This is a genomic window from Pseudomonas sp. 91RF, assembly GCF_003576265.1.
GTDB classification, from domain to species: Bacteria; Pseudomonadota; Gammaproteobacteria; order Pseudomonadales; family Pseudomonadaceae; genus Aquipseudomonas; species Aquipseudomonas kribbensis.
Window position 1 is genome coordinate 145,006 of the sequence record NZ_QWFC01000048.1, and the last position, 24,901, is coordinate 169,906.

Sequence of the window (24,901 nt, forward strand, 5' to 3'; positions counted from 1 at the left end):
GGAGAGTTTAAATGCGTTACTCGCAAGATCATAAAGCCCAGACCCATCAGCGCATTATCAAGGAAGCATCCGAGCGCTTTCGCAAGGACGGCATCGGTGCGACCGGTCTGCAACCTTTGATGAGAGCACTGGGACTGACCCACGGCGGCTTTTATTCGCATTTCAAATCCAAGGACGACCTGGTCGAGAAAGCCCTGCAAGCCGCCGGCGAGCAGGTCGCAGGCTTGTGCGAAGAGTTGTTCGCCCAGGAAAAACCGCTGGAGGCCTTCATCGATACGTATCTCTCCGAGTGGCACCAGACCTCTCCGCATGAAGGCTGCCCGCTGCTGACCATTTCTTCGGAACTTGGATTGCGCGGACAACCGAGCCCGACCAGCGATCTCGTGCTCAAGGCGCGTCTGGATCAGATCCAGAACACCCTTGAAGGCGAGAACGCGGCCGAACGCAGCATCGTCATCATGGCGACACTGGCGGGCGCGCTCCTGCTCTCACGCAGCGTCGCGGATGCCGGGTTTGCCCAACAGATCCTCGACGTCACCCGCGAACACCTCAAGCGCTCCGAAGACTAAGCCAGCCAACGCTTGAACAGCACGCTGGCATTGACCCCGCCGAAACCGAAACCGTTGGACAGCGCGTATTCGATCGGCATTGACCGCGCCTGACCATGGACGATGTCCACGCCTTCGCTGGCCGGGTCGGGACTGTCCAGGTTGAGGGTCGGCGGAACGGTCTGGTCGCGGATCGCCAACAACGTGAAGATGGCTTCAAGGCCACCGGCAGCTCCCAATAAATGGCCGGTGGCGGATTTGGTCGAAGTCACGGCGATTTTGTTCTGCGCTCCAAACACCGACTTGATTGCAGCCAGTTCACCCAGGTCGCCAACCGGCGTCGAGGTCGCATGTGCATTCAGATGCTGCACCTGATCCGGCGTGATACCAGCCTGAGCCAGCGCCAGCGTCATGGCTCGTCGAGCTCCGCTGCCGTCTTCCGGCCCGGCAGTCAGGTGATAGGCGTCGGCGCTGGTGCCGTAGCCGACCAGTTCGGCCAGTGGCCTGGCACCACGGGCCAATGCGTGATCCAGTGACTCGATCACCAGCAACCCGGCACCCTCGCCCATCACAAAACCGTCACGCCCGCTGTCGAACGGGCGCGAAGCACGCTCGGGCGTATCGTTGTAGCCACTGGAGAGCGCCCGCGCCGCTGCAAATCCGGCAAGGCTCACGCGGTCGATGCACGCTTCCGCACCGCCGCACACGGCAATGTCGGCCTCACCGGCACGAATCAGCCGAGCGGCGTCACCGATCGCCTGCACGCCAGCGGCACACGCGGTGACCGGCGCACCTAGCGGGCCCTTCAGACCGTGCTGGATCGAGACATGACCCGCCGCGAGGTTGACCAGAAACGAAGGGATGGTGAACGGCGACAAGCGACGCGGACCACGGCTGTCGGTGGTGCGTACAGCATCGGCGATTGCGCCGAAGCCGCCGACACCGGAACCGATGATGGTCGCCGTACGTTCCTGAGCACGGGGATCGGTCGGATACCAGCCTGCCTGTTCAAGCGCCTGCCGGGCCGCCTCCATCGCGAACAGAATGAACCGATCCATCTTCTTCTGTTCTTTGGGTGGCGTCGCCCGATCCGGATCGAAACCGGTTTCGGCGTCCTCTTCCAACGTCGGCACTACACCACCGACCCGCGTCGGCAGATCCGCAACGACCGCCTCCGGCAGGTTTCGCAATCCCGAACGCCCGGCCAGCAATCGCTGCCAGACGATTTCTACATCACTGCCCAGGGGCGACACCAGGCCCATACCCGTGACAACTACTCGACGCTGATCCATATCGGGTTGACCTCGCACGACTCAAAAGTTTTTTACTTGTAACGGCTGGCTGCCGAACTATGGGACAGATTGGGCGCCATCACATGACGTGCAGCAACGAAGGCTTGCCATTCACCGGCATCGGGCAGCGAAGGAATCGTCACGAGTTCGCCCTGGTCCAGACCCGACAGCGCCGCATCCACCATCTCGCCCGCCTCCATGACCATCTCCGCCGGAATACCGCTGGCATCAAAACCGGAACGCGCCCAGATTTCGGTGCGGGTCACACCCGGCAATACCGCTTGAACCTTGACCCCGGTGCCTTCGAGTTCCGTATTCAGCGATTGAGTGAGGCTCAACACGTAGGCCTTGCTGGCACTGTAGGTGGCATTGAAACGCTCGGGGAACAAAGCGACCACTGACGCGATATTGATGATCGTGCCGCGCCCGGCGCGGGTGAACGCGGCTGCCGCTGCGGCTGCCAGGCGGGTGAGGGTTGTGACATTCAACTGAATCAGTTGCTCCAGCACCTCGGGGTCGGCGTTGGCCAGCAAACCATTGACCGCTACCCCCGCATTGTTGACCAACAGGCTGATGCCGGAGTCGCTGCGCAGGCGCTGCTCAAGCTTGAGCACTTCATCCTTTTGCGTCAGATCGGCCTTCAGCACCTCAACCTTAACGCCATGCGCGTCTCGCAATTTGCTGGCAGCAGACTCCAGGCGCTCCTGATCGCGAGCCACCAGCAACAGATCAAAACCCCGCGCCGCCAATCGCTCGGCATAGATTGCACCGATCCCTGAAGAGGCGCCGGTAACGAGAGCAGTCCCTTGTGAACGAATGTCGACCATGATTGCACTCCTGAAAACATCTGGGGGGGAAGAAAGTAAACCGCAGGGCCATTAACCCGTTTTTATTATAGCCATAATCCAAAACAAATATGATAGCCATAATTTTCAAAACGGATGAATGGATACGCTAACGGCACCATCCTCTCGGTGAACACGGCAAGACCCTTGCTCGCCGTGTTCGCTCCAGGTGTTTTGCGGGACTGCCGTATCGGCGACCCAGATCTACTTGCTGCCGGCGATTGCCCGGATCAGCGATACATCAATATAGTCACTTGCACCGGCGTTGAGCTTTTTCACCTTCAACACCAACTCATGCTCGCTCCCTTTCGGGAGTTCGACCTGAACGTAATTGACGGACGTCTCCCCTGTCTGGCCACTGGAAAGGATGCTCTCCCCGGCTAACAGCTGATAGGAAAAGACGTTCGGTCCCGGACCTTCGAACCTGAACGGGAAGCGCGAGCCACTCAGATAGAACGAAACCGTTGCAGTGCCCGCCGGTACGTCCAGCTTCACAACCGCGCAATTGCTCGTCCCGGCAAATGCAACCCTGACTTTTTTATAGTCAGGAGCAAGGCTGACGCCATCACTGGAACAGCTCGTCGACTGCAAGGCGGTCGCGTCGACCAGTTTGACCTGTCCATTCAGTTGCTCGCTGGAAGGCAATACCTTGGTCAACAGGAGGATGATCAGAAACAGGCCCAGAATGACGGCCAGTCCGATCAGGTAACCCTTGCCGAACGAGACCAATCGCTCAGGAGCCGCTTCTTCAGTCACGGGTGAAAAGAATGCAAGCGCTGCCAGCAAGGCCAATGCAGGAGCGATGATCGCGCTGTATCGGGCCTGAGACTCTCCCATCCCCAAAACCAGCAGTCCAAAAACGCCCAAGACAAGCAGGGAAACCAGCGCCGGCCCGCTAACGACTTTCGAGCGAAAAACGCCCACGACTGCCGACACCAGATACATGAAGACAATCAGACTCAGCCATGGAAAGAATCCGGCGCTGAAAGGGATGTTGCTGACCGTTGTCGTCACCAGTGAGTCGGGGTTGTCTGGCGGATAAGCAAAGGCTGAAAGACCGTAGTAACCGGTACCGGAAAAGACAACGACGGCTTTATTGAAGACATAAGCTGGCCATTGCAAGAATCCTCCCGAGAACTCCGTGGATATCTTGTATATCGCCATAGGCAGTTGAAGAGGTTGAGGCGTTGCAGGCCAGAAGTGCTCGGCCCAGAGATAATTGATGGCAAAACCCTGGGTGGTATGGAAGTCGATCGCAGAAACAATCTTCACTGGACTGAAAAGATCAGGAAGATTCGTTTCATAAGCCTTCGAAAAGGCAAAGGAACACACCACAAAAACAAGAAGCGCCGCCGCCCCGGCAACCCAGCCAGAGTATCTTTTCCCAAGGGTTGTCCCGCAGATCAGATAAAACAGCAGTGACAGCACAAAGATCGAGCCAATTGACCGGAGTTGATGCCCAAGAAAGATCACGATGCCCAGGAACAACGAAAAGACGAGCGCCGTCGACAACCGGTCATTCAACTTCGGCGCCATCAGAATGAACAGGGCAACGCACAGGACCGCGAAGTTATCGGTAGTCACCAGCGTAGTGGTGAACCAGTATTCCGGATACAGCGCCAGCAACACGCTGGACAGCGATGCGACCCGCACACCGTAACTGGCCCTGACTCCGTAATACCAGACGACCACCGTCGCCATATGGACCAGCGCATTCACCACTTTGAATGTGGAGTAGTCACCACCGATCAATTGACCGATGGCTGAAGAATAGAAAAAGGACCTTAGCCAGTAAGTACTGTTCTTTGTCAAATACTGGGACTGACAGTTCTCGAGCCAGGCCTGGAGAGAACTGTGATCACCGGTACCGCAGCGATAGTACACACCGAAATCGCTGACCTGCCCCGAGTCGAAAAAGAATACCCACAACCCGAGAGCCAGCATTATGCACGCCAGAAGGATCGGTCCGGCAATTGCGGGTAACCTCCAGCGATTGCTTCTAGCCATGATGAAGCCGATCAACAGCACACAAGCCAGACATGCGGCTGAAAATGTCAGCGAGAGCGCATTTGCACGGGCGAGCCCTGCAATCACGGCCACCCCACTCAACATCAGTATCAAAAGCGACCAGGCCTTTAACACCATGGGTAGAAACATCTTTTGTTCGCTTGCCATTACGTCCCTTGCTTGATAACCCGGATCATTGTTCTTCGAACACAGCGTCGCCGTGCGTCCCACTTTGGAGGCGCAGGTTAACGTGTAAACAATCATTGTGGAATTTGATCTGCCCCTGCCGACTCTTTGTCGGCAAACAAGCGGAAAACTTACGATTGAAGCAGGCAAAAAAAGACCGATCAATCGATCGGTCTCCTGTCCTTCAGTGCTTAATTAATCTCAAGCTTGTCGCGGTTGCGGTCGAGAATAGCCTTGCCTATTCCTTTGACTTCCAGGAGTTCTTCGACTGAAGCAAAAGGCCCATTGGCTTCACGATAAGCAACAATCGCCTTGGCCTTCGCCTCTCCCACGCCGGAAAGGTCTCGCTGCAAGGTGATTGCATCGGCAGCATTGAGATCGACTTTTTTCTCAGCGGAAGTCACGGTAGCGACGGTTGCCGAAGAAGTTTCCTGATGCGAATGATTTGCCGCAGGTGCCGCAATGACGCCGATTGAAGCACTGGCGAGCAAAGCAAAGACCAGAGAGTAAAAGTAACCTGTACGCATGATTGACGCTCCATGATGTCGATTAGATAGACAGCTTTTCCTGAGCTGCCTCCCAAACTTAGGCGACATCAGCGTCTTGTCAAAAATGTGTACATTGCAGGATGTGTAACAATCAAGGTTCCAACCGCCGCTGCTGATAGATCCAGTCGACAATCTCGCCATCCGGTGTGTAGCCACTGACGGTCTCACGCAACAGCTGACGCACCCGCGAATAGTCATCCTGTTCGACAGCCTTGAGCAATTCACTCAATTTGCCCTTCAAAGCCTCCCAAGGCAGATGATCCTCGTTTGCCGTCATGATCATCGGATGCTGGGTGGCCTCCACGTTGTCGCCGATCAGCAGCTCTTCGTAGAGTTTTTCTCCTGGACGCAACCCGGTGAACTCGATGGAGATATCGCCTTGAGGATTTTTTTCGGATCGAATACTGAAGCCCGAGAGATGAATCATCTTCTCCGCCAGCTCGACGATCCGGACCGGCTCTCCCATATCAAGCACGAATACGTCACCACCCTGCCCCATCGACCCGGCCTGAATCACCAGCTGGGCAGCTTCAGGAATGGTCATGAAGTAGCGAGTGATCTTGGGATGAGTGACCGTCAGTGGCCCACCGGACTTGATCTGACTGTGGAACAAGGGAATCACCGAACCGGATGAGCCCAGGACATTGCCGAATCGCACCATCGTGAATCGGGTCTTGTTGACTCGGGAGACGTTTGCCTTGTCACCAAACAGCACAGGCGCAATTTCGCGGCTCAATGCCTGAAGCGTCAGCTCCGCAAGGCGTTTTGTGCTGCCCATGACATTCGTTGGCCGTACGGCTTTGTCCGTCGAAATCAGCACAAAGTTGGCAACCCCCGATTGCAATGCCGCCTGCGCGGTATTCAAGGTTCCGATCACGTTGTTCAATACGCCTTCGGCGATATTGTGCTCGACCATCGGGACATGCTTGTAGGCCGCAGCGTGGTAAACCGTATCCACATGCCAGGTCTTCATGACCTCCAACAGCTTGTCCTGATGACGGATGGAACCAAGAATAGGCAGCAGCCGAACCGACATGGACTGTCTGCTGGAGCGCGTTTCAAGCTCGGACAGAATGCTGTAGAGGTTGAACTCACTATGTTCGAACAACAACAGAGTCGTAGGACCGAGAGCGAATATCTGACGGCACAGTTCAGCCCCGATCGAGCCCCCCGCCCCAGTCACCATGACAGTCTTGCCCTTGATGCAGGACTCCAGGAGATCAGACTGAGCGGGCACGGAATCGCGTCCGAGCAGGTCGGCGATATCCACTTCCTGGATATCCTCGACTTTCACCCGTCCACTGGCCAGGTCCGTAAAGTTCGGCACACTGCGCACGTGCAGCGGGAAGCCTTCGAGCAGATTGAGGATTTCCCGGCGCCGCGAACGCGTCGAGGAAGGCAAGGCCAGCAAGACTTCCTGCGCGCCCGTCACTTCGATCATTTGCTGAATGTGCTTGGGCTTGTAGACCTGCAATCCGGAAATCGAACGATCGGAAATACTCGGATCATCATCAATGAACGCCACTGGACGCATCACCCGCCCCATGCGCAGTGCCGCCACCAACTGATTTCCCGCTACGCCTGCGCCATAAATGGCCACCTTGGTCAGGCCGTCGTCACGACTGGTGAACGGAACATGTTGCGCCGCGGTAAACCAATCGCCCATGAAATACTGGCGCATGCACAGACGCAGGCCGCCAATGATCACAAGACTCAGCCACCAGTAGTTGAAGATGATCGATCGCGGGACAACCGCCTCATGGTTGCTGTACCAGTAGACCACGAGCGCAAGAATCAGCGAAGAAAGACTGACGGCCTTGATGATGGCGATCAACGCATCGTTGCCGAAGTACCGCATGACCGCCCGGTACATACCGAAACGGACGAAAAGAGGAATGGCAATCACTGGCGCGCATGCAAACAGCCAGAAATGAACCCGCACAGGGTTGTACATATCATCGATACCCAATCGCACGATGAATGCCAGCCACAATGCCAGCCACACGAGAATGCCGTCGGTAGCGACCTGTATGAGCCGTTTTTGCCGACGAGGCAGCCCCAGCAGAAAAACTCTGAATTTATCCATAAATATCTGGCCTTCTAAGGCCCCATCCGCCTGCGGAAACCGAAGGGCCATTGTACGTAATTAGGCTTGAGTCGCTAACCAAAATATTTTGTTCCCGACAATACTTGACCCAACTTGTAGCCTTTTTCCGAAAAGAAGCCCGATTCACTGACACCCATCGTTTTCAAACAACTGACTGATTAACACGCTCCACGGAATCGAATTTCTCCGACAATCGCAGAAACACCTTCGACCTTCCACCGCCAAACCACCCCACGCCCAAGGCCAAAAGCCACTATTCGTGAAGAAAATCCCCGATTTGCCTGACCATCCGGCAAAAATGACCGCCTGCCTAGTGAAAAAATGTGGGTCAATGCGATAACATGCGCGATGCGGCCGACGGCGCCAGCTGCGCGGACACAGCGTGCTGCAGCGCTATAAGCGCCGACATCTGTCAAGGCAAAAAAACGCATGGAAACGCAAGGCAGGACGGTTGCGTGAGGGCCCGGATCTATCCCGAGAAATGGATATCTACCCCGTCATTAAATCCAAGTATGTAAATGGGCCACCAGCATAAGAAGTCGAGTCAACTCACTGATGCAAAATTTTTCAGCTCACCCTTTTGAAATGATCAACAGCTTCTGGCGCAATAAACGTCTTATTTTGCAACTTAGCAAACGAGAAGTTCTAGGACGCTATCGCGGTTCGGCACTGGGTTTATCCTGGTCTTTTTTCAACCCGATACTCATGCTGGTCATCTATACATTCGTTTTTTCAGTGGTGTTCAAGGCCCGCTGGGGCACCGGTGCAGATGAAAGCAAAACCGACTTCGCGATCATCCTGTTTGTCGGTTTGTTGATTCATGGTTTTTTTGCCGAATGCATAAACCGCTCACCGATGCTGATTACCTCAAACGTCAGCTATGTGAAAAAAGTGGTATTTCCACTTGAAGTACTGCCTTGGGTAGCGTTCTGCTCTGCACTGTTTCATGCCGGCATCAGTCTTCTGGTATTGCTGGCTGCACAACTGATTTTCAAACACAGCATTCCTGCGACGGCGCTGCTTCTGCCCGTCGTATTGCTGCCCCTGCTTCTGGGCATCATGGGATTGAGCTGGCTATTTTCCTCGCTGGGCGTTTACCTGCGAGACATCAGTCAGATTACCGCGATGTTTTCGACCGTCCTGCTCTTCATGTCGGCCGTCTTTTTCCCGATTGATGCGCTCCCGGAAAAATATCAATTTGCAATCAGGATCAACCCCCTGGCCTCCATTATCGAACAGAGCCGCAATGTTCTCGTCTTTGGCCGCATGCCGGACTTTACCGCCTGGGCAATCATGCTCGCGGCTGGCGCCTTGATTGCGTGGTGTGGATTTGCCTGGTTCCAAAAGACACGCAAGGGGTTTGCCGATGTCCTCTGAAGCCGTCATCAAGATCGACAACCTGAGCAAGTGCTATGAGGTTTACGACAAACCGCATCAACGCCTGTTACAAATGCTGTTTCGCGGGAAGCGCAAATACTTCAGTGAGTTCTGGGCACTGAAAAATGCCTCGCTCGAAGTCCAGCCGGGTGAAACCGTCGGCATCATAGGCAGTAACGGCTCGGGTAAATCGACGTTGCTGCAGATGCTTTGCGGCACCCTCAATCCGAGCTCCGGGACGATCGCCGTCAAAGGGCGCGTTGCCGCCCTGCTCGAGCTCGGTGCGGGCTTCAACCCGGAGTTCACCGGCAAGGAAAACGTCTATCTCAATGCGGCGATCCTGGGTTTGAACCGCGATGAAATCGACAGCCAGTACGCCGCCATCGAAACTTTCGCGGAAATCGGTGACTTCATCAATCAGCCGGTGAAAACCTATTCATCGGGTATGTATGTGCGATTGGCCTTTTCGGTTGCAGTCCACACCAACCCAAGCATTCTGGTGGTCGATGAGGCCCTTTCCGTGGGCGATGCACGCTTTCAGGCCAAATGCCTGGATCGCATCAAACAGATGAAAGAGTCCGGAGTCAGCATTTTGTTCGTCTCCCACGACGTGGCTGCCGTGCGCACGCTATGCGATCGTGCACTCTGGCTGGACAAAGGCACCGTGCGCGGTCTCGGGGAAGTGTTTCCGATCACGGCCCAGTACACCGAGCACCTCTTCAACAATGCGCCGAACACCGGAAACGCACCGAGCAAGGCTGCCAACGATACTGAGCCACACAAGGCCAGCCAGCCCATCAATCATTGGGGCTCGCACATCGGCATCATCCAGGACGCAGGCATTTATGATGAGTCGGGAGTCAAAAAGAACCTCTACTCAGACCACGAAAAAATGTTCGTGAAAATTGCCTTCGACACCGGCGCAATCAAAACCCTTGAAGGCCTGTCAGTGTCGTTTTCACTGAAGAACCTTTCCGGCAGCGATCTGATTGTCGGAAGTACCTGGAACGACCAGGTGAAGTTTTCACAGGACGAAGCCTTCCAGGAAGTCTGTTTTGAACTTGAGAACCCACTGTGTTCCGGTGAATACCTGCTGGTCGCTGCTATAGAAAACCGCTCATCTGCCGCCATCCATTATTACGAATACATGGAAGGCGCCCAGTATTTTTCCTCTTCATTCCTTAGCAATGCATCCGGACAATTCATGCCCCGGATTTCTATCAATGTGCAAAAAAGCGATTCTGGTCAGGGAGCACCAACACCATGAAAAAACCGTCTGATTCCATAACGACCACTGGTGATGTGAACTCCAAGACTTACTGGGACTATCGCTTTTCCAATGACTGGGAAGAAAACTTCGGCAGAGAGCAAAGCATCTTCTTCAGTGAAGTTGCCGTGGAGAACATTCCGGCCTGGCTTTCCTCACTGATCGCAACGGACAACCTGACCATGTGCGACTGGGGTTGCGCACAGGGTGACGGTACCCAGAACCTGTCGAAGCGCTTGAACGCTCCAGGTCTGGTGGGTGTCGATTTTTCCTCCGAAGCGATCGACAAGGCCAAAAGCGCCTATCCACAATGCCAGTTCCTGTGTGACGACTTCCTCGGCAACAGCGAAGCTCCGCAGTGGGACATCCTGTTCTCGTCCAACACCCTCGAACACTTCGAGTCGCCGTGGGATGTGTTGAACACCGTTTCGGCGAAAGCCCGGAAGTTCATCGTGCTGCTGCTGCCCTTCCGGGAAAAGGAACTCATTGATGAGCACTTCTACTCCTTTCAGCTGGACAACGTTCCGGCGTTCTTCGGCACCTGGGCACTCACGCACAGCAGTATTACCAACACTACCGATCACCAGCCAAACTACTGGCCTGGCGAGCAGATCCTGCTGATTTACACGAACACCCAGGATGAAGCGGCGTCTGCCGTAAAGCTTGAGCACGTTCATGTGGAGTCCGACAACGTGGTTGTGGACCTTAAGGACAAACTGCTCGCAGCCCGCGCCCAAGCCACCGAAACGAACGCAGAGCTCGAAGAAGCCACCACTCGTCTGGCCGAAACCGAGCGCGCACTTCACAAGATTCAAGAAGACAGCATTGCGCTGAGCGATCACCTGATCGCGACCCAGAACCGCCTGAACGATGTCATCAACAGCCATTCGTGGAAAATCACGCAACCGTTGCGATTCTCGACCCGCGTGCTGCGCCATGGCCTTCAGCCAAGCGACAAGCGTGCGATAAAAAGCAAGTTGCGCAGCGTCTTCAATCGGCTACCCCTGCCGGAAGCCATCAAGACCGCCATTCGCAAGGCCTATGGACAACTGGTCCGAGGCCCGATGTCATCGATGAAAAGCCAACTGCTGGCCGGCGGTCAGTTCGACCTTCCAGCCACCTTGCCTGCATCTCAGGAAAACGACCTGCCAGACTACATTTTCTGGGGAGTCATCGACTGGCACTTCCGGCATCAGCGCCCTCAGCAACTGGCTCAGGCCATTGCCGGTGCGGGCCGTCGAGTGTTCTACGTCTCGGTCAACCTGGTAGACGACCCGCGCGGTGGCTTTAACATGGAGCAGCTGGACAGCGCCGGGCGACTGTTCCAGATCAATCTATATGCCAAAGGCGCACCGGTCATCTACAACGACCCGCCGAGCGTTGCGATCTCCGATCAACTGAAAGCGTCCATCGGACAAGTGCTGAACTGGGCGCAGTCGCGCCAACTGGTTTCGGTGATACAGCACCCGTTCTGGTACGAAACGGCGTCCGTGCTACCGGACAGTGAGCTCGTCTACGACTGCATGGATCACCACGAAGGATTCGGCAACGTCTCGGAGGAAGTCCTGTCCATCGAGCGCGCACTGATGCGCAATGCCGACATGACGATCACCACGTCCACCTGGCTGGATGAAATCGTTGCACAGCACACCGACAGCCGCGTGCTGATCCGCAATGCCGGCGAGTACGACCATTTCGCGGTCAAGCCAGCCAATGTCTACGTCGACCCGCAACAGCGCAAGATCATTGGCTACTACGGTGCCATTGCAGAATGGTTCGATGTAAAGCTGCTGGAAAACGTTGCCAAGGCGTTCCCGGATCATTCGATCCTGATGATCGGCGCTGACACCGTGGGTGCCCGCGAGCAGCTCGCACACCTGAGCAATGTCACCTTCACTGGCGAAATGGCCTACAGCGAACTGCCACGCTACCTGCACGCGTTCGACGTCTGCCTGCTGCCATTCCAGGTCATCCCGCTGACACTGGCCACCAACCCGGTCAAGGTCTACGAGTACCTGAGCGCCGGCAAACCGGTAGTATCGGTCGACCTGCCAGAGATCAAGCAATTCGAAAACCTGGTCCACGCGGCACCGACCACCGAGGCGTTCATCGGGGCCATCAACGAAGAACTGAACGCTACCGACTCCGCCGACCGCATCCATGCTCGCCAGCAATTTGCGAAGAATCAGACCTGGGCGCATCGCGCCGAGCAGATGATCAATCGGATCGAATCATCCCGAGCGGTTCCAAGCGTCAGCGTCATCGTGGTCACCTACAACAACATCGAGCTGACCAAGGCCTGCCTTGCCAGTCTCGACAAGCACTCCAACCATGACAACCTCGAAGTCATCGTTGTCGACAACGCCTCCGCCGACGGCACCCCTGCACTTCTGCAGGAGTGGGTCACCCAGGGCGAAAACCGTTCGATCATCCTGAACGAAGACAACCGGGGCTTCGCTGCCGGCAACAACCAGGGTCTGGCCAAGGCAACCGGCGAATACCTGGTGCTGCTGAACAACGACACCTACGTCACCCCTGGCTGGATCCGCACGCTCTACCGCCACCTTCAGCGCAACAAGAACCTCGGCATCATCGGCCCGGTTACCAACAACATCGGTAACGAAGCCAAGATCCAGATCAAGTACAACAACATGGACGAGATGCTGGTGGAGTCGGGTAAATACACTCGCAGCCACATCGGCAAGGTCCAGGAGTTGTACACCGCCGCGTTCTTCTGCGTGATGTTCTCGCGTGAAGTCTACGAAGCCGTAGGTCCGCTGGATGAGGCTTTCGGTCGTGGTTTCTTCGAAGATGACGATTATTGCCGCCGGATCGAACAACTGGGCTTGAAAGTGGGCTGCGCCGAAGACGTATTCATCCATCACCACCTGTCGGCTTCGTTCAACAAAATGCGAAGTGCTGACCGCCAGGCCCTGTTCGAACAGAACAAGGCGACTTACGAGGCGAAATGGGGCGAGTGGGCGCCGCACACCTACAAGAACTCCGATAAATGAACAAGCCAATGGACTCTTCGGGAAGTATCGACATGATCCCTCTTTTCTCCGATGTGGTGATGAACAAGGATCTCGACTTCCTCGGTGCGATCAAGAACGTACTTGATCGCCACTGGTATGTTCTCGGGAAAGAGGTCAGCAGCTTCGAATCCGAATTTGCCGGGTACGTGGGTGCCGGGCATTGCGTGTCGGTGGCCAACGGTACCGACGCCCTGGAAATCGCCCTGCGCAGCGTGGGTGTGGAGGCCGGCGACCAGGTCGTGACGGTCGCCAACGCCGGGTTCTACAGCAGTACCGCAATCCATGCCATCGGGGCGACGCCGGTCTATGTCGACATCGACGAATCGACCATGACCATGTCGGTCGATGCCTTGGCGCAAGCCCTGGAGCAGAAACCGAAATGCATCATCGTCACTCACCTGTACGGGCAAATGGCGGCCATCCAGTCACTGATGGCGCTGGCTCAGGCATCCGGCACGCCACTGATCGAGGATTGCGCGCAATCCCACGGCGCGATCATGGATGGTCGACAGGCCGGAAGCTGGGGCGACGCTGCCTGTTTCAGCTTTTACCCGACCAAAAACCTGGGTGCACTGGGTGACGGTGGCGCCGTAGTGACCAGCCGCGATGACGTTGCTGCGCGCCTGAAAACCCTGCGTCAGTATGGCTGGTCTTCCAAGTATCAAGTGGATCATGCCGGTGGCAAGAACAGTCGTCTGGACGAAATCCAGGCCGCCATACTGCGGGTGAAGCTACCGCTGCTGGACACCTGGAACGAATCGCGTCGCGATATCGCCCGTCGCTACAACGAAGCCTTCTCGTCGCTCGCCGTGGAAGGTGTGCCGAGCGTGGACGAATCCTTTGTCGGGCATCTGTACGTTCTGCGCACCACCAAACGCGATGCACTGCGGGACTTCCTGAAGTCGCAGAATATCTCCACCGATATCCACTACCCGATCCCGGATCATCAGCAAACCGCCTACGCCGAACCGCACATCGTCGGCTCGCTGGATGTCACCGAGCGCCTGTGCAAGACACTGGTGACGCTGCCGTGCTTCCCGGGCATGACCGATAAAGAAGTGTCCTCGGTCATTGCTGCCGTTCGAACCTTCTTTGCCGAGTAGGAGTGCAATCGCTTGCTGACGCTCGTTATTCCCGTCTACAAGAATGAAGGCTCCTTGCCCGATTTGCTGGCAGCCATCGAAGGCCTGAACAGCAAATTGGCGGGAGATTTCGAGGCTGTTTTTGTTGTCGATGGAAGCCCGGACCGCTGCTACGAAATCCTTCGTGAAGCCCTGCCCCGGCAGCAGTTCGAATCACAACTCGTTTTGCTGTCACGCAACTTCGGCTCGTTTGCGGCCATACGCGTAGGCCTGGAAAAAGGCCGCGGGCAACGCTTCGCCGTGATGGCGGCCGACCTTCAAGAGCCACCCGAACTTGTTCTGGAAATGAATGCCGCGCTGCTTGGCGGCGAGTACGACGTGGTACTGGGTGTCCGAGAGGCTCGCATGGATCCGTTCTTCACTCGCCTGGCGTCGAGGGTTTTCTGGAGCCTTTATCGCCGCTACGTCGTTTCGAGCATGCCGGAAGGCGGTGTTGACGTGTTTGGCTGCAACAAGGCGTTTCGCGATACGTTACTGACCCTCGACGAAAGACACAGCTCGCTGGTCGCCCAGGTTTTCTGGCTCGGCTTCCGTCGCCATGTCATTGCCTATACACGGCAAAAGCGCGAGCACGGGAAGTCCGCATGGACCTTCTCCAAAAAAGTGAACTACATGATGGACAGTGTCTTCGCGTTCACGGACTTGCCCATCAGGTTGCTGACTCGCCTCGGCGGCGTGACCACTGTGTTGGCGGCCGCCTTCGGCCTGACGGTGACCCTGGCTCGTCTGGCGGGCCTGATCACCGTTTCAGGTTACGCAATGACCATCAATGTCATCGTGTTCCTGGGTGCGGCGAACCTGTTCGGCCTGGGCATTGTGGGGTCCTACGCGTGGCGTACCTACGAAAACACCAAGGCAAGGCCGCTCGCCATTCCGATGCGGACTGAGAGTTTCAATCATGAAAAATGAAAACGCCGACTACTTTGTCCACCCCAAGGGACTCTGCGAAACTTCCCGCGTCGGCAAGAACACCCGAATCTGGGCTTTTGCTCACGTTCTGCCAAACGCGCAACTGGGGGCCGACTGCAACATCTGCGATAACGTCTTCATAGAAAACGATGTCGTCATCGGTGATCGCGTCACGATCAAGTGCGGCGTCCAGGTGTGGGACGGCATTCAGATCATGGACGATGTCTTTATCGGGCCGAACGCGACGTTCACCAATGACCGCTTCCCAAGAAGCAAGCAGTACCCTGAAGAGTTCCTGCGCACCGTCGTCAAAAGCAAGGCCACCATCGGCGCCAATGCCACGATTCTCCCTGGATTGACCATCGGCGAGAGCGCGATGGTTGGCGCCGGCGCTGTGGTGACGCGCTCGGTTCCGCCTTTCGCCATCGTTGTCGGCAATCCGGCAAAAATCATCGGTTACACTGAAGGCGCGACCGGCGCGGCCAACGAGAGCACCCTCGCGCCGATATCCGATACACCCGCCGTCATCAGCACCAGCGTTTCGGGTGTGACGCTTCACACGTTCAAGGCAGTTCCGGATTTGCGCGGCAGCCTGTCGGTCGGCGAATTCGAGCGGGAAATACCGTTCAGCCCCAAACGCTACTTCCTGGTGTATGACGTCCCTACGGCCAACACCCGGGGTGAGCACGCCCACCATGAATGCCATCAGTTCCTGATTGCCGTGAGAGGCAGCATCCGCGTGGCCGTGGATGATGGAAAGACGCGCGAGGAGATCACCCTTGACCGTCCCAACATGGGGTTGTACCTGCCTCCGCTGACATGGGGCGTTCAATACAAATACTCTTCCGACGCCATGTTGCTGGTTTTTGCTTCAGACTATTACGACTCGGCCGATTACATCAGGGATTACGGCGACTTCATAAAGCTGGTGCAGTCGGGAAAGCAGGTTTGACCATGCCGGAAAAAAGGTCGCTTGTTGACCTGGTAAAGTTTGTCATCGGTGGCGGTATCAATACCGCATTCACCTATGCCCTGTACTTTGGTCTGCAAGTGATCCTGCCCTACCAGATCGCCTATGCGCTGGCTTTTGCAGTGGGTATCGTTTTCTCGTACTGGTTCAATTCGACGATCGTTTTCAATACACCCATCAGCTGGAAAGGCTTCATGGCCTTTCCTTTGGTGTATTTGATTCAGTATCTCCTATCCGCCATAATTCTCGGTTTCGTCGTCGAATTTCTTGGCATTGATCAACTGTTTGCACCGCTGATCGTCATCCTCGTTACCGTCCCCATTACCTTTCTGCTGACACGCTGGCTCCTGCGGCGGGCCTAGGCCCCAAATTCAGTGGATGTTGCATAGGAAACACTATGAAAATGAAGATTATCTGCACCGTCGGCACACGCCCGGAAGCTATCAAGATGGCGCCTGTCATTCTTGCGCTCAAAGAACAGCCATGGGCAGAGGTACGGGTACTGGCCACTGCTCAACATCGCCACATGCTGGATCAGGTGTTGAATTTCTTCGGCATCAAGGCTGACATCGACCTCGACATCATGCTTCCAAACCAGACGTTGACGACGCTCAACGCCCGTCTTCTGCTGGAGCTCGACAAAGTCCTGCTGGCCGAAAAACCTGACGTAGTGCTGGCCCAAGGTGACACCACCACCGTACTGGCCATGGCTCAGGCGGCCTTTTATCACCGCATCCCGTTCGGCCACGTCGAAGCCGGCCTGCGCACCGGCGACATACAGAACCCGTTCCCGGAAGAAGCCAACCGCGTACTTGCAGGTCGCCTGACCCGCTGGCATTTCGCCCCGACTGAAAGCTCGAAAAACAATCTGCTGCGCGAAGGCATCCCGGAAAAGGACATTACCGTGACAGGCAACACCGTGATCGACGCACTGTTGATGACGGCCAGGAAAGACCTGGAACTGGGCATTGAGCTCGATGATTCCAAGCGTCTGATTCTTGTGACCTCTCACCGTCGCGAGAACTTCGGCGAACCGTTCCGCAATATCTGCAAAGCCCTCAAGACGCTCGCTGAACGCAATCAGGACGTGCAGATTCTGTACCCGGTGCACCCGAACCCGAACGTCAAGGACGTCGCCCATGAGATTCTCGGCAACATCCCGAACATCAAGCTGTGCGAGCCGCTGGATTACGCACCGTTCATTGCCGCAATGAAAAAAGCGTACTTGATCATCAGCGATTCGGGCGGTGTTCAGGAAGAAGCGCCAGCACTGGCCATCCCTGTTCTGGTTCTGCGTGATGAAACAGAACGGCCCGAGGCGGTGGAAATGGGTGTCGTGAAGCTGGTCGGCCCGAACTACGAGCCAATTCTGAAAGAAGCCCAGACCCTGCTGGACAGCCCTGAAGCGTACAAAGCGATGGCCCGAGGCGTATCGCCTTACGGCGACGGCAAAGGTGCAGAGCGCATTGTCGCGGTTCTGAAAGAGCACTGCCGTTAATGCGTCTGGTCTATCTATCGCCTGTTCCCTGGTCCAGTTTTGCTCAGCGACCACAAAAGTTCGCTCGATGGTTCCATGCAACAACAGGCGGTGAAGTATTGTGGCTGGATCCTTACCCCAGCCGCTTTCCTGTTCTGGCGGACTTCAAAAAGATTGGCGTGAGCGATCAAACGGAAAGCGGCGACCTTGAGCCGTGGCTGACCGTGCTCAAGCCAAAGGCACTACCGATTGAACCGCTGCCGGGCTCGGGCCTGATCAACGGCAGCTTTTGCTGGGGTGAATTGCTGAAAACAGTTCAGTCGTTCGCAAATGAGGGCAATACAATGCTTGTCATCGGCAAGCCCACTGTATTGGCCCTCAAGGTCCTGGATCTGCTGAAAGACCATCCCTCCGTGTATGACGCGATGGATGACTTTCCAACGTTCTATTCCGGCCTGTCGAAAAATGCCATGGCGCGTCGCGAGCTGGAGATCGCCCGCAGGACCACCCACTTGCTGGCATCTTCGACGAAGCTGAGAAAAAAGTGGGAAAGCCACCGTTCGCACGTCAAGTTCGTCCCGAATGGACTCGACGTTGCGCTGCTGCCGGCGGCCAAGAACTCCACCGCCAAGCGTTCGCCAGCGGTATTTGGCTACGTGGGCACTGTAGGCGCATGGTTTGACTGGAAATGGTTGATTAGCCTGGCAGAAAGCCGACCTGAAGATCAGATTCACGTCATCGGCCCGGTCTTCAATCCGACCGATTTGAAGCTCGCGCCGAACATCACGTTCTTCCCGCCGTGCAGCCACAAAGATGCTCTGGAAAGAATGCTGTCGTTCGACGTTGCACTGATTCCGTTTCTGCACAACGAACTGACTTCATCGGTAGACCCGATCAAGTACTACGAGTATCGAGCGCTGGGCTTGCCCATTCTCTCGACCAGTTTTGGCGAAATGGCTTATCGCGGCGATCAAGAGGGGGTCTATCTTTGCGATTCTCCTTCTGACTTCAACGCCGCAGTAGCCAGCGCGCTTGAATACACTCACTCGGCTGCACTCTCCCAACAATTCAAACAGGAAAACAGCTGGGAAGCCCGCTTCGCCAGTACTGCTTTGATTTGAACCCGTGATGCGAGCTCATGCCATGATTTGTCGACAGATCATGGCGAGCTCAATTCCCTTCATCACGACACACTAATTGCAACAATCATCCCGAAGATCCAGCCCCTCATCAATGTTTTAACCCAACGGTTAAAAACATCCTGACCTCTCAAGTCAAAACTCCCTTTTAACCACCTCCTCCGACCTGATTTTTCACCCTTAAAGACAGTGACCTTCGACGGTGAACCGACTAAGATGCGGGCAGTCATGCCAGCAGTCTGAACTGTGGTTCCGGTTTCGAAAGGGAGTAAACGGTGGAAACGCTACAAAAAATTGCGGTGGTAATTCCCAGCTTCAAAGTCAAAGGTCAAATACTGGATGTCATTTCTAAAATCGGACCTGAAGTAAATCGCATTTATGTAGTCGATGATTGCTGCCCGCAAGAAACAGGGAAATACGTCAGCGAGCATTGCACCGATCTGCGCGTCACAATACTCCACAACCCGGTCAATCTTGGGGTAGGAGGCGCCGTCATGAACGGTTATGCCGCCGCCATTCAAGACGGGATGGACATCATTGTAAAAGTTGATGGCGACGGACAAATGGATCCGCGCCTGATCAAGCAGTTCGTGGCGCCGATTATCGATGGCGAAGCCGACTACACCAAAGGCAACCGCTTCTTTGATCTTGAAGAAATTCACGCCATGCCGAAAATGCGCTTGTTTGGCAATGCCGTTCTTTCTTTCATGACGAAACTGTCTTCCGGGTATTGGGACCTGTTTGATCCTACCAACGGTTTTACTGCCATTCATCGAGATGTTGCGAAACACCTGCCCTTTCACAAAATCAGCAATCGCTACTTCTTCGAGACCGACATTCTCTTTCGCCTGAACACGTTGAGAGCCGTTGTAATCGACATTCCAATGGATGCCAAATATGGCGAAGAAGAAAGCAATCTGAAGATCTCGAAGATTGTCGGCGAGTTCCTCGCCAAACACCTGAGAAATCTGTCCAAGCGTATTTTTTACAATTACTACTTGAGAAACATGTCGCTGGCGTCCATCGAACTGCCACTGGGCGTCCTGATGCTTGCCGCCGGTACTGTATTTGGTGTCAGCCACTGGATTTCATCCATGGATTCAGGCGTTCCAACACCTGCCGGCACCGTGATGCTATCGGCTCTGCCAATCATCCTTGGAACTCAATTCATACTTGCATTTATCGGACACGATGTTGCCGCCGTTCCGCACCGACCTTTTCACCTGAAGGTGCAGTTCAAAAACCATGGCCGTGACCAATGCAAAGATTGACGTTTCCAACAAGCCCAATCCCACGCAAACATTTTTCGCTACTTGGTCGTTTTCAAGATGCCTGAAACAAAAAAACTTTCATATGTACTGACAGGCTTGTTATTGCTGCTTGCAGCGAGCATTCCTGCCTTGGTGGCTCATTACTCGGAATCGTTTCCCTTTTACTGGAATATTTCGCTGCTCAGCGATCTGTATTCTTGGGCAGGCATGTTACTAACTCTGGCTGCCTTATTGAAATTCACAAGATACAAATATTCAAACCACGTTCTTATAGGTGGTCTATTCTTATTTGCAGCCTTGGGTACAGGCCCTCAAGAAACACTGTCCGCACTTCTGTTTATTTCCTCGTCTTACATTCTTGGCAGGTGGGCGCTTGGCTTTGTTTCTCCTGCAGATGAGACAAAGACCCACTCCCTGCGGGCAATACTGGTTGGCATCACGCTATACATAGCTTTGTTCAGCACGCTTATTCACTTTCCAATCAACACTCGCCTGCTCTACTTCGGGATTTTGTTTGCGCCGTTTCTCGCACTCACACAGCCTTCGTTCAGAAGAGGTCTGTCCAGTGCTTTGCGCAGCCGCATCAGCAGTGGCTCCGATCTTATCCAGAGGCTCTCCTTTCGCTCGGTGATCGTTTGCACATTCATCATCGGCTATGTATTGCAGTTTGCCTTTTTTCCGTCCATAGGCAGCGATGACAATGTATTGCACCTGAGGATGTGGACGGAACTTGCGAATACACGAGCCTTCAGCTTCAACATACAGCAACAGATTTGGTCGGTTGCCCCGTTTGCCTTTGATCTATTGCACTCGATCGTCTCTATCATTGCCAACGCAGATGCAAGGGGAGGGCTTAACCTTACCTTTACAACCCTACTTATCTACACGGTCTGGTCGCTTACACGCTCGTTGCTCAAGAACAGCAGTGACAGTCTGTTGGTGGTACTGCTCTTCTGCAGCACCCCGATCATCGCGCCCTTGCTGATCTACTTGCAGACCGAGTTGTTCCTTGCGTTCCTGGCTACCAGCGCTGTAAAAATCCTGCTGGAACCCGAGACGGACGCCGCCGCCTCAAAGTTGATCGCGATCGTTTCAGTCGCCGCGCTATGCTCGGCGACAAAGCTCCCAGGCATGGTGCTGGGCGCATTGCTCATCGCTGCATACATCCCTGTCTTTCTCAAGGAAAAAGATCACTTTGCCCTGCAAAAGTCTGAGCATCCAGTACTCGCATGCACTGTGTTGATTGGCATATCCAGCTTTTCCGCCCTGCAGTCTTATGGCTTTTCCTGGATAACCAGCGGCAATCCTTTTTTCCCTCTCTACAACGAGATTTTCAAGTCACCTTATTACCCCCTGGTAAACTTTGCCGACCCTCTTTATCAAAAGGGGTTTACTTTGCAAAGTTTCTGGGCGCTGTTCTACAACACCAGCAAACATTATGAGTCGCTGAATTTTGTTGCCGGCTTCCAGTATCTGTACTTGTTACCTCTGGGTCTGATGACGCTGATTGCAAGCAGGAGGCTCAACAACTCCATCAAATTCGCTCTGGTTTTGCCGACAGTCGGATTCGGTCTGGTCATGTTCTCTGCGACCCAGTACTGGCGCTACCTGTTCCCCATCTTGCCTCTCGCCAGCGTCGTACTCGGATGCCTGATGCTTGCGGTGTCCGGCACCGCAAAGCGCGTCACTCGATGGGTATTCATGTTTTTTATCGCCGTGAATATCTACTTCCTGCCGGGCATTGCGTGGTTTCTTACAACGCCTGCGCAAGACGCCTTCACTGATGTCGAGAAGTCCAGCCTTACGGAGCAGCTAGCACCGTCCAAGGCCATTACAGCCTACTTGAACAGCAACACCAACAATCCAGTGGTGCTATACGACGTGAGCGCTTCGTTTGGCGCAACGTTGCGAGGCCAGCCCATTTACATCAGTTGGTATTCTCCTTCTCAAACCAGAGCATTCGGCCTCGTAAAGAACACTGACGATATCGCGGCGATCATCGAAAAGTGGAAAGTACAGTACGTGATCTGGAACTCATCGTTTGCAACCAGCCTGCCAAATCGTCAGGCAATGCTTGGCTACCTGACGATGCATGGACAGCCTGTTTATCAATTGGGCCCTATCATTCTGTACAAACTCTCGAAGGACAAAATCGACTATCAGACCGTCTACAATCTCCGAAACCAGTCCGACTCAGTGAAAGACATCGCGACCAGCCAGGGTTTTACGGCGGACACCACTCCAAAAGTCGTTTCCACTATCGACACGCAAAACTCCAGATCTGCCAAGTATGAAGTGACGTTTGAATGCTCCAGCAACACGGGTTCATTCATCGCTCAAATCAACTGGAACGTGCAGCCTGTTTATTACAAGCTCATACCCTGCAGCCAGGGACGGGTTACGTTCTCGGAGACGCTTCCGATTCCGGTGGGTGCCACCTCAGGCAATGTCTACATTACCGCCAGGGACCGGGATACCGTCAACGTAGTCGATCTGACTGTCGGTGTTGTCCGCCCTTGAGTAACACCTGCCAATAAAGAAAAAACCCTGGCGACCGACAACTCGGTCCCCAGGGTTTTCTTTTAGCACTTACGATTGAAATGATCGGCTTTCATAGCCTCATACCAGGATCTATTGCCCTGCGTTGTTGGCAAGGCAGCGTGTGGTCTGTACGGTTCTTTTTGCCAGGACTTCGCCGGCTTGATCCCTTAATGTGAATGTCAGCCCATCAGCTACCCAAGGCCCGGTTTTCATCTCGCCCTGAGGCTCACCGCTGGCCCATAAATTTTCCGGAGTGTTGACCGAATTGACGAAAACCCTTACCGATTGCACGCTCTCTCTGGCCACGTTCCAGCGAACCGTAGAGACGTTTGCCGGCAAGTCGCAATTGGAAAAAACCTGAGGGTCCACTTCAAACTCGATGCCCCTGGACATGTACCACGGCAGAGTCAGAGCACCTGCCACAAGAAGAAGTAACCATTTCATTACTGTTTCTCCCCGGCAGAAACATAATCACCCAGTCGACCTTGAGTTTGAGCTCGAGCGACTGAGTAAAACTCAGGCTCCGCACCTGTAACTTCTGATACGGCCTCCAGACAGTTGACGAGGTGGAAGTAAGGCGACACTGACAAGCCAGCCTCTTTCAACAACGCAGGCCCGAGCTTCCAGGAAGTGTCGATCGAAGAGGTATTTTGTGAGCTATTGCTGGTGATGATCCAGGGTACCGTCTGATCGGTTGCCGCTGCCCCGTTTTTGAAACCAAGCGTCTCATAGACCCCGCCAAGTCCGGGAAGATGATCTCCATAAAACACCAGAACATAGGGTTTGCCGCGTGCGTCGAGATAGTTTTTCAGGCGGCCCAATTGCTGGTCCGCATTATCGATATGATAAATGTAGTTCCGATATTCCTCGGCACCTTCGGCACTCAAACCTGACGGCACGGGAATGGCGTCGCGAACGGCCGCGTCCTTGATCGAACCAATCGTATAAGGGCCATGGGCCTCGATGCTGATAGCAAAAATGAACTTTGGATGATCGGCCTTCGACAATTGCGTAATGACCAGATCGGTCATGCTCTTGTCGGAAAGATAGGCCCCGTCGTGTTCGGCATCCGAGGGAAAATCATCGGCCGTAAGAAACCTGTCGAAGCCTGCCAGCTTGAATGTCTTCGTACGATTCCAGAACGAACCCGCGTTACCGTGAATCGCGATAGCCTCGTAGCCGTTTTCCTTGACCTCGGAGGCCAGGCTGTTCATCTTCGGCGTACGGACCTCGAAATAGGGAAACTGAACCAGAGGATAGGCCGCGAGATCAATACCTGTGAGCACCTCGTACTCGGTCCGGATCGTTCCACCGCCAAACGTCGGGACTTTCATTTGTCCCACTGCTCCGGCGGTCTTCAACTGGCGAAGGTTGCGCAACAAGTTGTTCGGAAGCTCAACGCCTTGCAGGATGTCCGGATCAAAAAATGATTCGCTTTGAATCACAATAATATCCGGATGCACAACCGCAAGTGATGAATTGGCTGAAGCCGAAGCCTGCATGCAACTGTTGTTTTTCTGCAGCACATTGTTTATTTCAGCGGCGCTGATCGGCATGTCATTTGACTGAGACTTTTTGATCTCGCCATAGATGATCTTGGACACCAGTCCCGCATGCAGAGTACTGATCGGGTTTGACCAGGAAAAACGCATGCGATTGAATTCGTAGATTGTTTCTATACCCTTGAAATACCAGATCCCCGAGAGAGTGATGATCAACAGTCCCACGCTGCATTTACGGGCAATCGACTTTCTCTGAAAAAAAGGATTATCCAGATAGGCCATAAGAGCGACAAAAAAAACGCCCAACCCTCCAGCCAACACGACCCAGCGAAGCTTTACGTACGAGGCAAACAATTCCAGCGCACTGCTATCAAGATATTGCAGTAACAAGAAATCATCACCTGAGAGAGGTTTACCCAAACTCTGGTATTTCTTGAAACTTATGAAATAGAGTAACGCACCTGTTGCCAATGCGAGAAAAAACGACAGGTAAAGACGGTTGGTCAACAACAGTAGAAGCACAAACAAAGTGGCAAAGGGCAGAGCATTGCCGACAGCCCCCACCGACCACAGGTATGCACTGAACTGCAATCCCAGAGAGTAGCGATCCATCCACCAGATGGCCGCCCAGAGAAGCACCAGCAAAAACAGAAATGCCCCTGAACGCTTTGAACCTTCAATCATAAATTCCAACACTTCTTTTCAAGCATAAGCACGAAACTGCCCCCATGGAGGCCG

The 24,901-nt window shown here is 54.6% G+C and carries 19 protein-coding genes; 12 read left to right on the top strand and 7 right to left on the bottom strand.

Features of this window, described 5'->3' with window-relative positions; genetic code table 11:
• Positions 1-11 precede the first annotated feature (11 nt).
• Positions 12-569 (top strand): TetR/AcrR family transcriptional regulator, encoded by a 558-nt coding sequence (locus tag DXT77_RS25545; RefSeq protein ID WP_119429657.1) that lies wholly within the window; start codon positions 12-14, stop codon positions 567-569.
• Here DXT77_RS25545 and fabF read toward each other — a convergent pair.
• From fabF to DXT77_RS25570, 5 genes are all read right to left on the bottom strand, one after another.
• On the bottom strand, positions 566-1,840 hold the full coding sequence (gene fabF, locus DXT77_RS25550) for a beta-ketoacyl-ACP synthase II (RefSeq protein WP_119429658.1): 1,275 nt from the start codon (positions 1,838-1,840) through the stop codon (positions 566-568). The two genes, DXT77_RS25545 and fabF, sit on opposite strands and share 4 nt — an antisense overlap.
• A 32-nt stretch (positions 1,841-1,872) precedes the next feature.
• Positions 1,873-2,667: an SDR family oxidoreductase gene (locus DXT77_RS25555; protein ID WP_119429659.1), complete on the bottom strand. Its 795-nt coding sequence runs from the start codon at positions 2,665-2,667 to the stop codon at positions 1,873-1,875.
• A 222-nt stretch (positions 2,668-2,889) separates the two neighbouring features.
• Positions 2,890-4,956 (bottom strand): glycosyltransferase family 39 protein, encoded by a 2,067-nt coding sequence (locus DXT77_RS25560; protein WP_119429660.1) that lies wholly within the window; start codon positions 4,954-4,956, stop codon positions 2,890-2,892.
• A 113-nt stretch (positions 4,957-5,069) separates the two neighbouring features.
• Complete coding sequence (locus DXT77_RS25565) at positions 5,070-5,405, bottom strand: ComEA family DNA-binding protein (protein ID WP_119429661.1); 336 nt, start codon at positions 5,403-5,405, stop codon at positions 5,070-5,072.
• Between the two features lie 112 nt (positions 5,406-5,517).
• Entirely contained in the window at positions 5,518-7,512 is a 1,995-nt protein-coding gene (locus DXT77_RS25570) for a nucleoside-diphosphate sugar epimerase/dehydratase (RefSeq protein WP_119429662.1), read from the bottom strand.
• Positions 7,513-8,088: 576 nt separating this feature from the next.
• Between DXT77_RS25570 and DXT77_RS25575 the strand changes: the two genes are divergently transcribed.
• From DXT77_RS25575 to DXT77_RS25625, 11 genes are all read left to right on the top strand, one after another.
• Positions 8,089-8,910: an ABC transporter permease gene (locus DXT77_RS25575; protein WP_119429663.1), complete on the top strand. Its 822-nt coding sequence runs from the start codon at positions 8,089-8,091 to the stop codon at positions 8,908-8,910.
• Complete coding sequence (locus tag DXT77_RS25580; protein WP_119429664.1) at positions 8,900-10,177, top strand: ABC transporter ATP-binding protein; 1,278 nt, start codon at positions 8,900-8,902, stop codon at positions 10,175-10,177. Before DXT77_RS25575 ends, DXT77_RS25580 begins: the two co-directional genes overlap by 11 nt.
• Positions 10,174-13,191: a glycosyltransferase gene (locus DXT77_RS25585; RefSeq protein ID WP_119429665.1), complete on the top strand. Its 3,018-nt coding sequence runs from the start codon at positions 10,174-10,176 to the stop codon at positions 13,189-13,191. Before DXT77_RS25580 ends, DXT77_RS25585 begins: the two co-directional genes overlap by 4 nt.
• A 32-nt stretch (positions 13,192-13,223) precedes the next feature.
• Complete coding sequence (locus DXT77_RS25590; protein ID WP_256663041.1) at positions 13,224-14,315, top strand: DegT/DnrJ/EryC1/StrS aminotransferase family protein; 1,092 nt, start codon at positions 13,224-13,226, stop codon at positions 14,313-14,315.
• A 12-nt stretch (positions 14,316-14,327) separates the two neighbouring features.
• Positions 14,328-15,263: a glycosyltransferase family 2 protein gene (locus DXT77_RS25595; protein WP_119429666.1), complete on the top strand. Its 936-nt coding sequence runs from the start codon at positions 14,328-14,330 to the stop codon at positions 15,261-15,263.
• On the top strand, positions 15,253-16,215 hold the full coding sequence (locus tag DXT77_RS25600; protein ID WP_119429667.1) for a WxcM-like domain-containing protein: 963 nt from the start codon (positions 15,253-15,255) through the stop codon (positions 16,213-16,215). The genes DXT77_RS25595 and DXT77_RS25600 overlap by 11 nt, the downstream gene beginning before the upstream one ends.
• Positions 16,216-16,217: 2 nt before the next feature.
• The gene (locus DXT77_RS25605) at positions 16,218-16,595 is read left to right on the top strand and encodes a GtrA family protein (protein WP_119429668.1); all 378 of its coding nucleotides are present in this window, start codon (positions 16,218-16,220) and stop codon (positions 16,593-16,595) included.
• A 35-nt stretch (positions 16,596-16,630) separates the two neighbouring features.
• Positions 16,631-17,731 (top strand): non-hydrolyzing UDP-N-acetylglucosamine 2-epimerase, encoded by a 1,101-nt coding sequence (gene wecB / locus DXT77_RS25610; protein WP_119429669.1) that lies wholly within the window; start codon positions 16,631-16,633, stop codon positions 17,729-17,731.
• Positions 17,731-18,831, top strand: coding sequence for a glycosyl transferase (locus tag DXT77_RS25615; RefSeq protein ID WP_119429670.1), 1,101 nt, complete (start codon positions 17,731-17,733; stop codon positions 18,829-18,831). Before wecB ends, DXT77_RS25615 begins: the two co-directional genes overlap by 1 nt.
• A gap of 293 nt (positions 18,832-19,124) precedes the next feature.
• Entirely contained in the window at positions 19,125-20,120 is a 996-nt protein-coding gene (locus tag DXT77_RS25620; RefSeq protein ID WP_119429671.1) for a glycosyltransferase, read from the top strand.
• Positions 20,121-20,177: 57 nt separating this feature from the next.
• Positions 20,178-22,640, top strand: coding sequence for a hypothetical protein (locus DXT77_RS25625; RefSeq protein ID WP_147407026.1), 2,463 nt, complete (start codon positions 20,178-20,180; stop codon positions 22,638-22,640).
• A 111-nt stretch (positions 22,641-22,751) separates the two neighbouring features.
• Here the strand turns inward: DXT77_RS25625 and DXT77_RS25630 are convergent, their stop codons facing one another.
• Together DXT77_RS25630 and DXT77_RS25635 are read right to left on the bottom strand one after the other, a co-directional pair.
• On the bottom strand, positions 22,752-23,105 hold the full coding sequence (locus DXT77_RS25630) for a hypothetical protein (protein ID WP_119429673.1): 354 nt from the start codon (positions 23,103-23,105) through the stop codon (positions 22,752-22,754).
• Positions 23,105-24,847 carry an LTA synthase family protein gene (locus DXT77_RS25635; RefSeq protein ID WP_119429674.1) on the bottom strand — a complete coding sequence of 581 codons (1,743 nt, stop codon included), beginning with the start codon at positions 24,845-24,847 and terminating at the stop codon, positions 23,105-23,107. Before DXT77_RS25635 ends, DXT77_RS25630 begins: the two co-directional genes overlap by 1 nt.
• Between the last annotated feature and the right edge of the window lie 54 nt (positions 24,848-24,901).

Coding starts and splice junctions, on each gene's coding strand:
- DXT77_RS25545 (WP_119429657.1), top strand. CDS start 12: ATGCGTTACTCGCAAGATCATAAAGCCCAGACCCATCAGCGCATTATC.
- fabF (WP_119429658.1), bottom strand. CDS start 1,840: ATGGATCAGCGTCGAGTAGTTGTCACGGGTATGGGCCTGGTGTCGCCC.
- DXT77_RS25555 (WP_119429659.1), bottom strand. CDS start 2,667: ATGGTCGACATTCGTTCACAAGGGACTGCTCTCGTTACCGGCGCCTCT.
- DXT77_RS25560 (WP_119429660.1), bottom strand. CDS start 4,956: ATGATTGTTTACACGTTAACCTGCGCCTCCAAAGTGGGACGCACGGCG.
- DXT77_RS25565 (WP_119429661.1), bottom strand. CDS start 5,405: ATGCGTACAGGTTACTTTTACTCTCTGGTCTTTGCTTTGCTCGCCAGT.
- DXT77_RS25570 (WP_119429662.1), bottom strand. CDS start 7,512: ATGGATAAATTCAGAGTTTTTCTGCTGGGGCTGCCTCGTCGGCAAAAA.
- DXT77_RS25575 (WP_119429663.1), top strand. CDS start 8,089: ATGCAAAATTTTTCAGCTCACCCTTTTGAAATGATCAACAGCTTCTGG.
- DXT77_RS25580 (WP_119429664.1), top strand. CDS start 8,900: ATGTCCTCTGAAGCCGTCATCAAGATCGACAACCTGAGCAAGTGCTAT.
- DXT77_RS25585 (WP_119429665.1), top strand. CDS start 10,174: ATGAAAAAACCGTCTGATTCCATAACGACCACTGGTGATGTGAACTCC.
- DXT77_RS25590 (WP_256663041.1), top strand. CDS start 13,224: ATGATCCCTCTTTTCTCCGATGTGGTGATGAACAAGGATCTCGACTTC.
- DXT77_RS25600 (WP_119429667.1), top strand. CDS start 15,253: ATGAAAAATGAAAACGCCGACTACTTTGTCCACCCCAAGGGACTCTGC.
- DXT77_RS25605 (WP_119429668.1), top strand. CDS start 16,218: ATGCCGGAAAAAAGGTCGCTTGTTGACCTGGTAAAGTTTGTCATCGGT.
- wecB (WP_119429669.1), top strand. CDS start 16,631: ATGAAAATGAAGATTATCTGCACCGTCGGCACACGCCCGGAAGCTATC.
- DXT77_RS25615 (WP_119429670.1), top strand. CDS start 17,731: ATGCGTCTGGTCTATCTATCGCCTGTTCCCTGGTCCAGTTTTGCTCAG.
- DXT77_RS25625 (WP_147407026.1), top strand. CDS start 20,178: ATGCCTGAAACAAAAAAACTTTCATATGTACTGACAGGCTTGTTATTG.
- DXT77_RS25630 (WP_119429673.1), bottom strand. CDS start 23,105: ATGAAATGGTTACTTCTTCTTGTGGCAGGTGCTCTGACTCTGCCGTGG.
- DXT77_RS25635 (WP_119429674.1), bottom strand. CDS start 24,847: ATGATTGAAGGTTCAAAGCGTTCAGGGGCATTTCTGTTTTTGCTGGTG.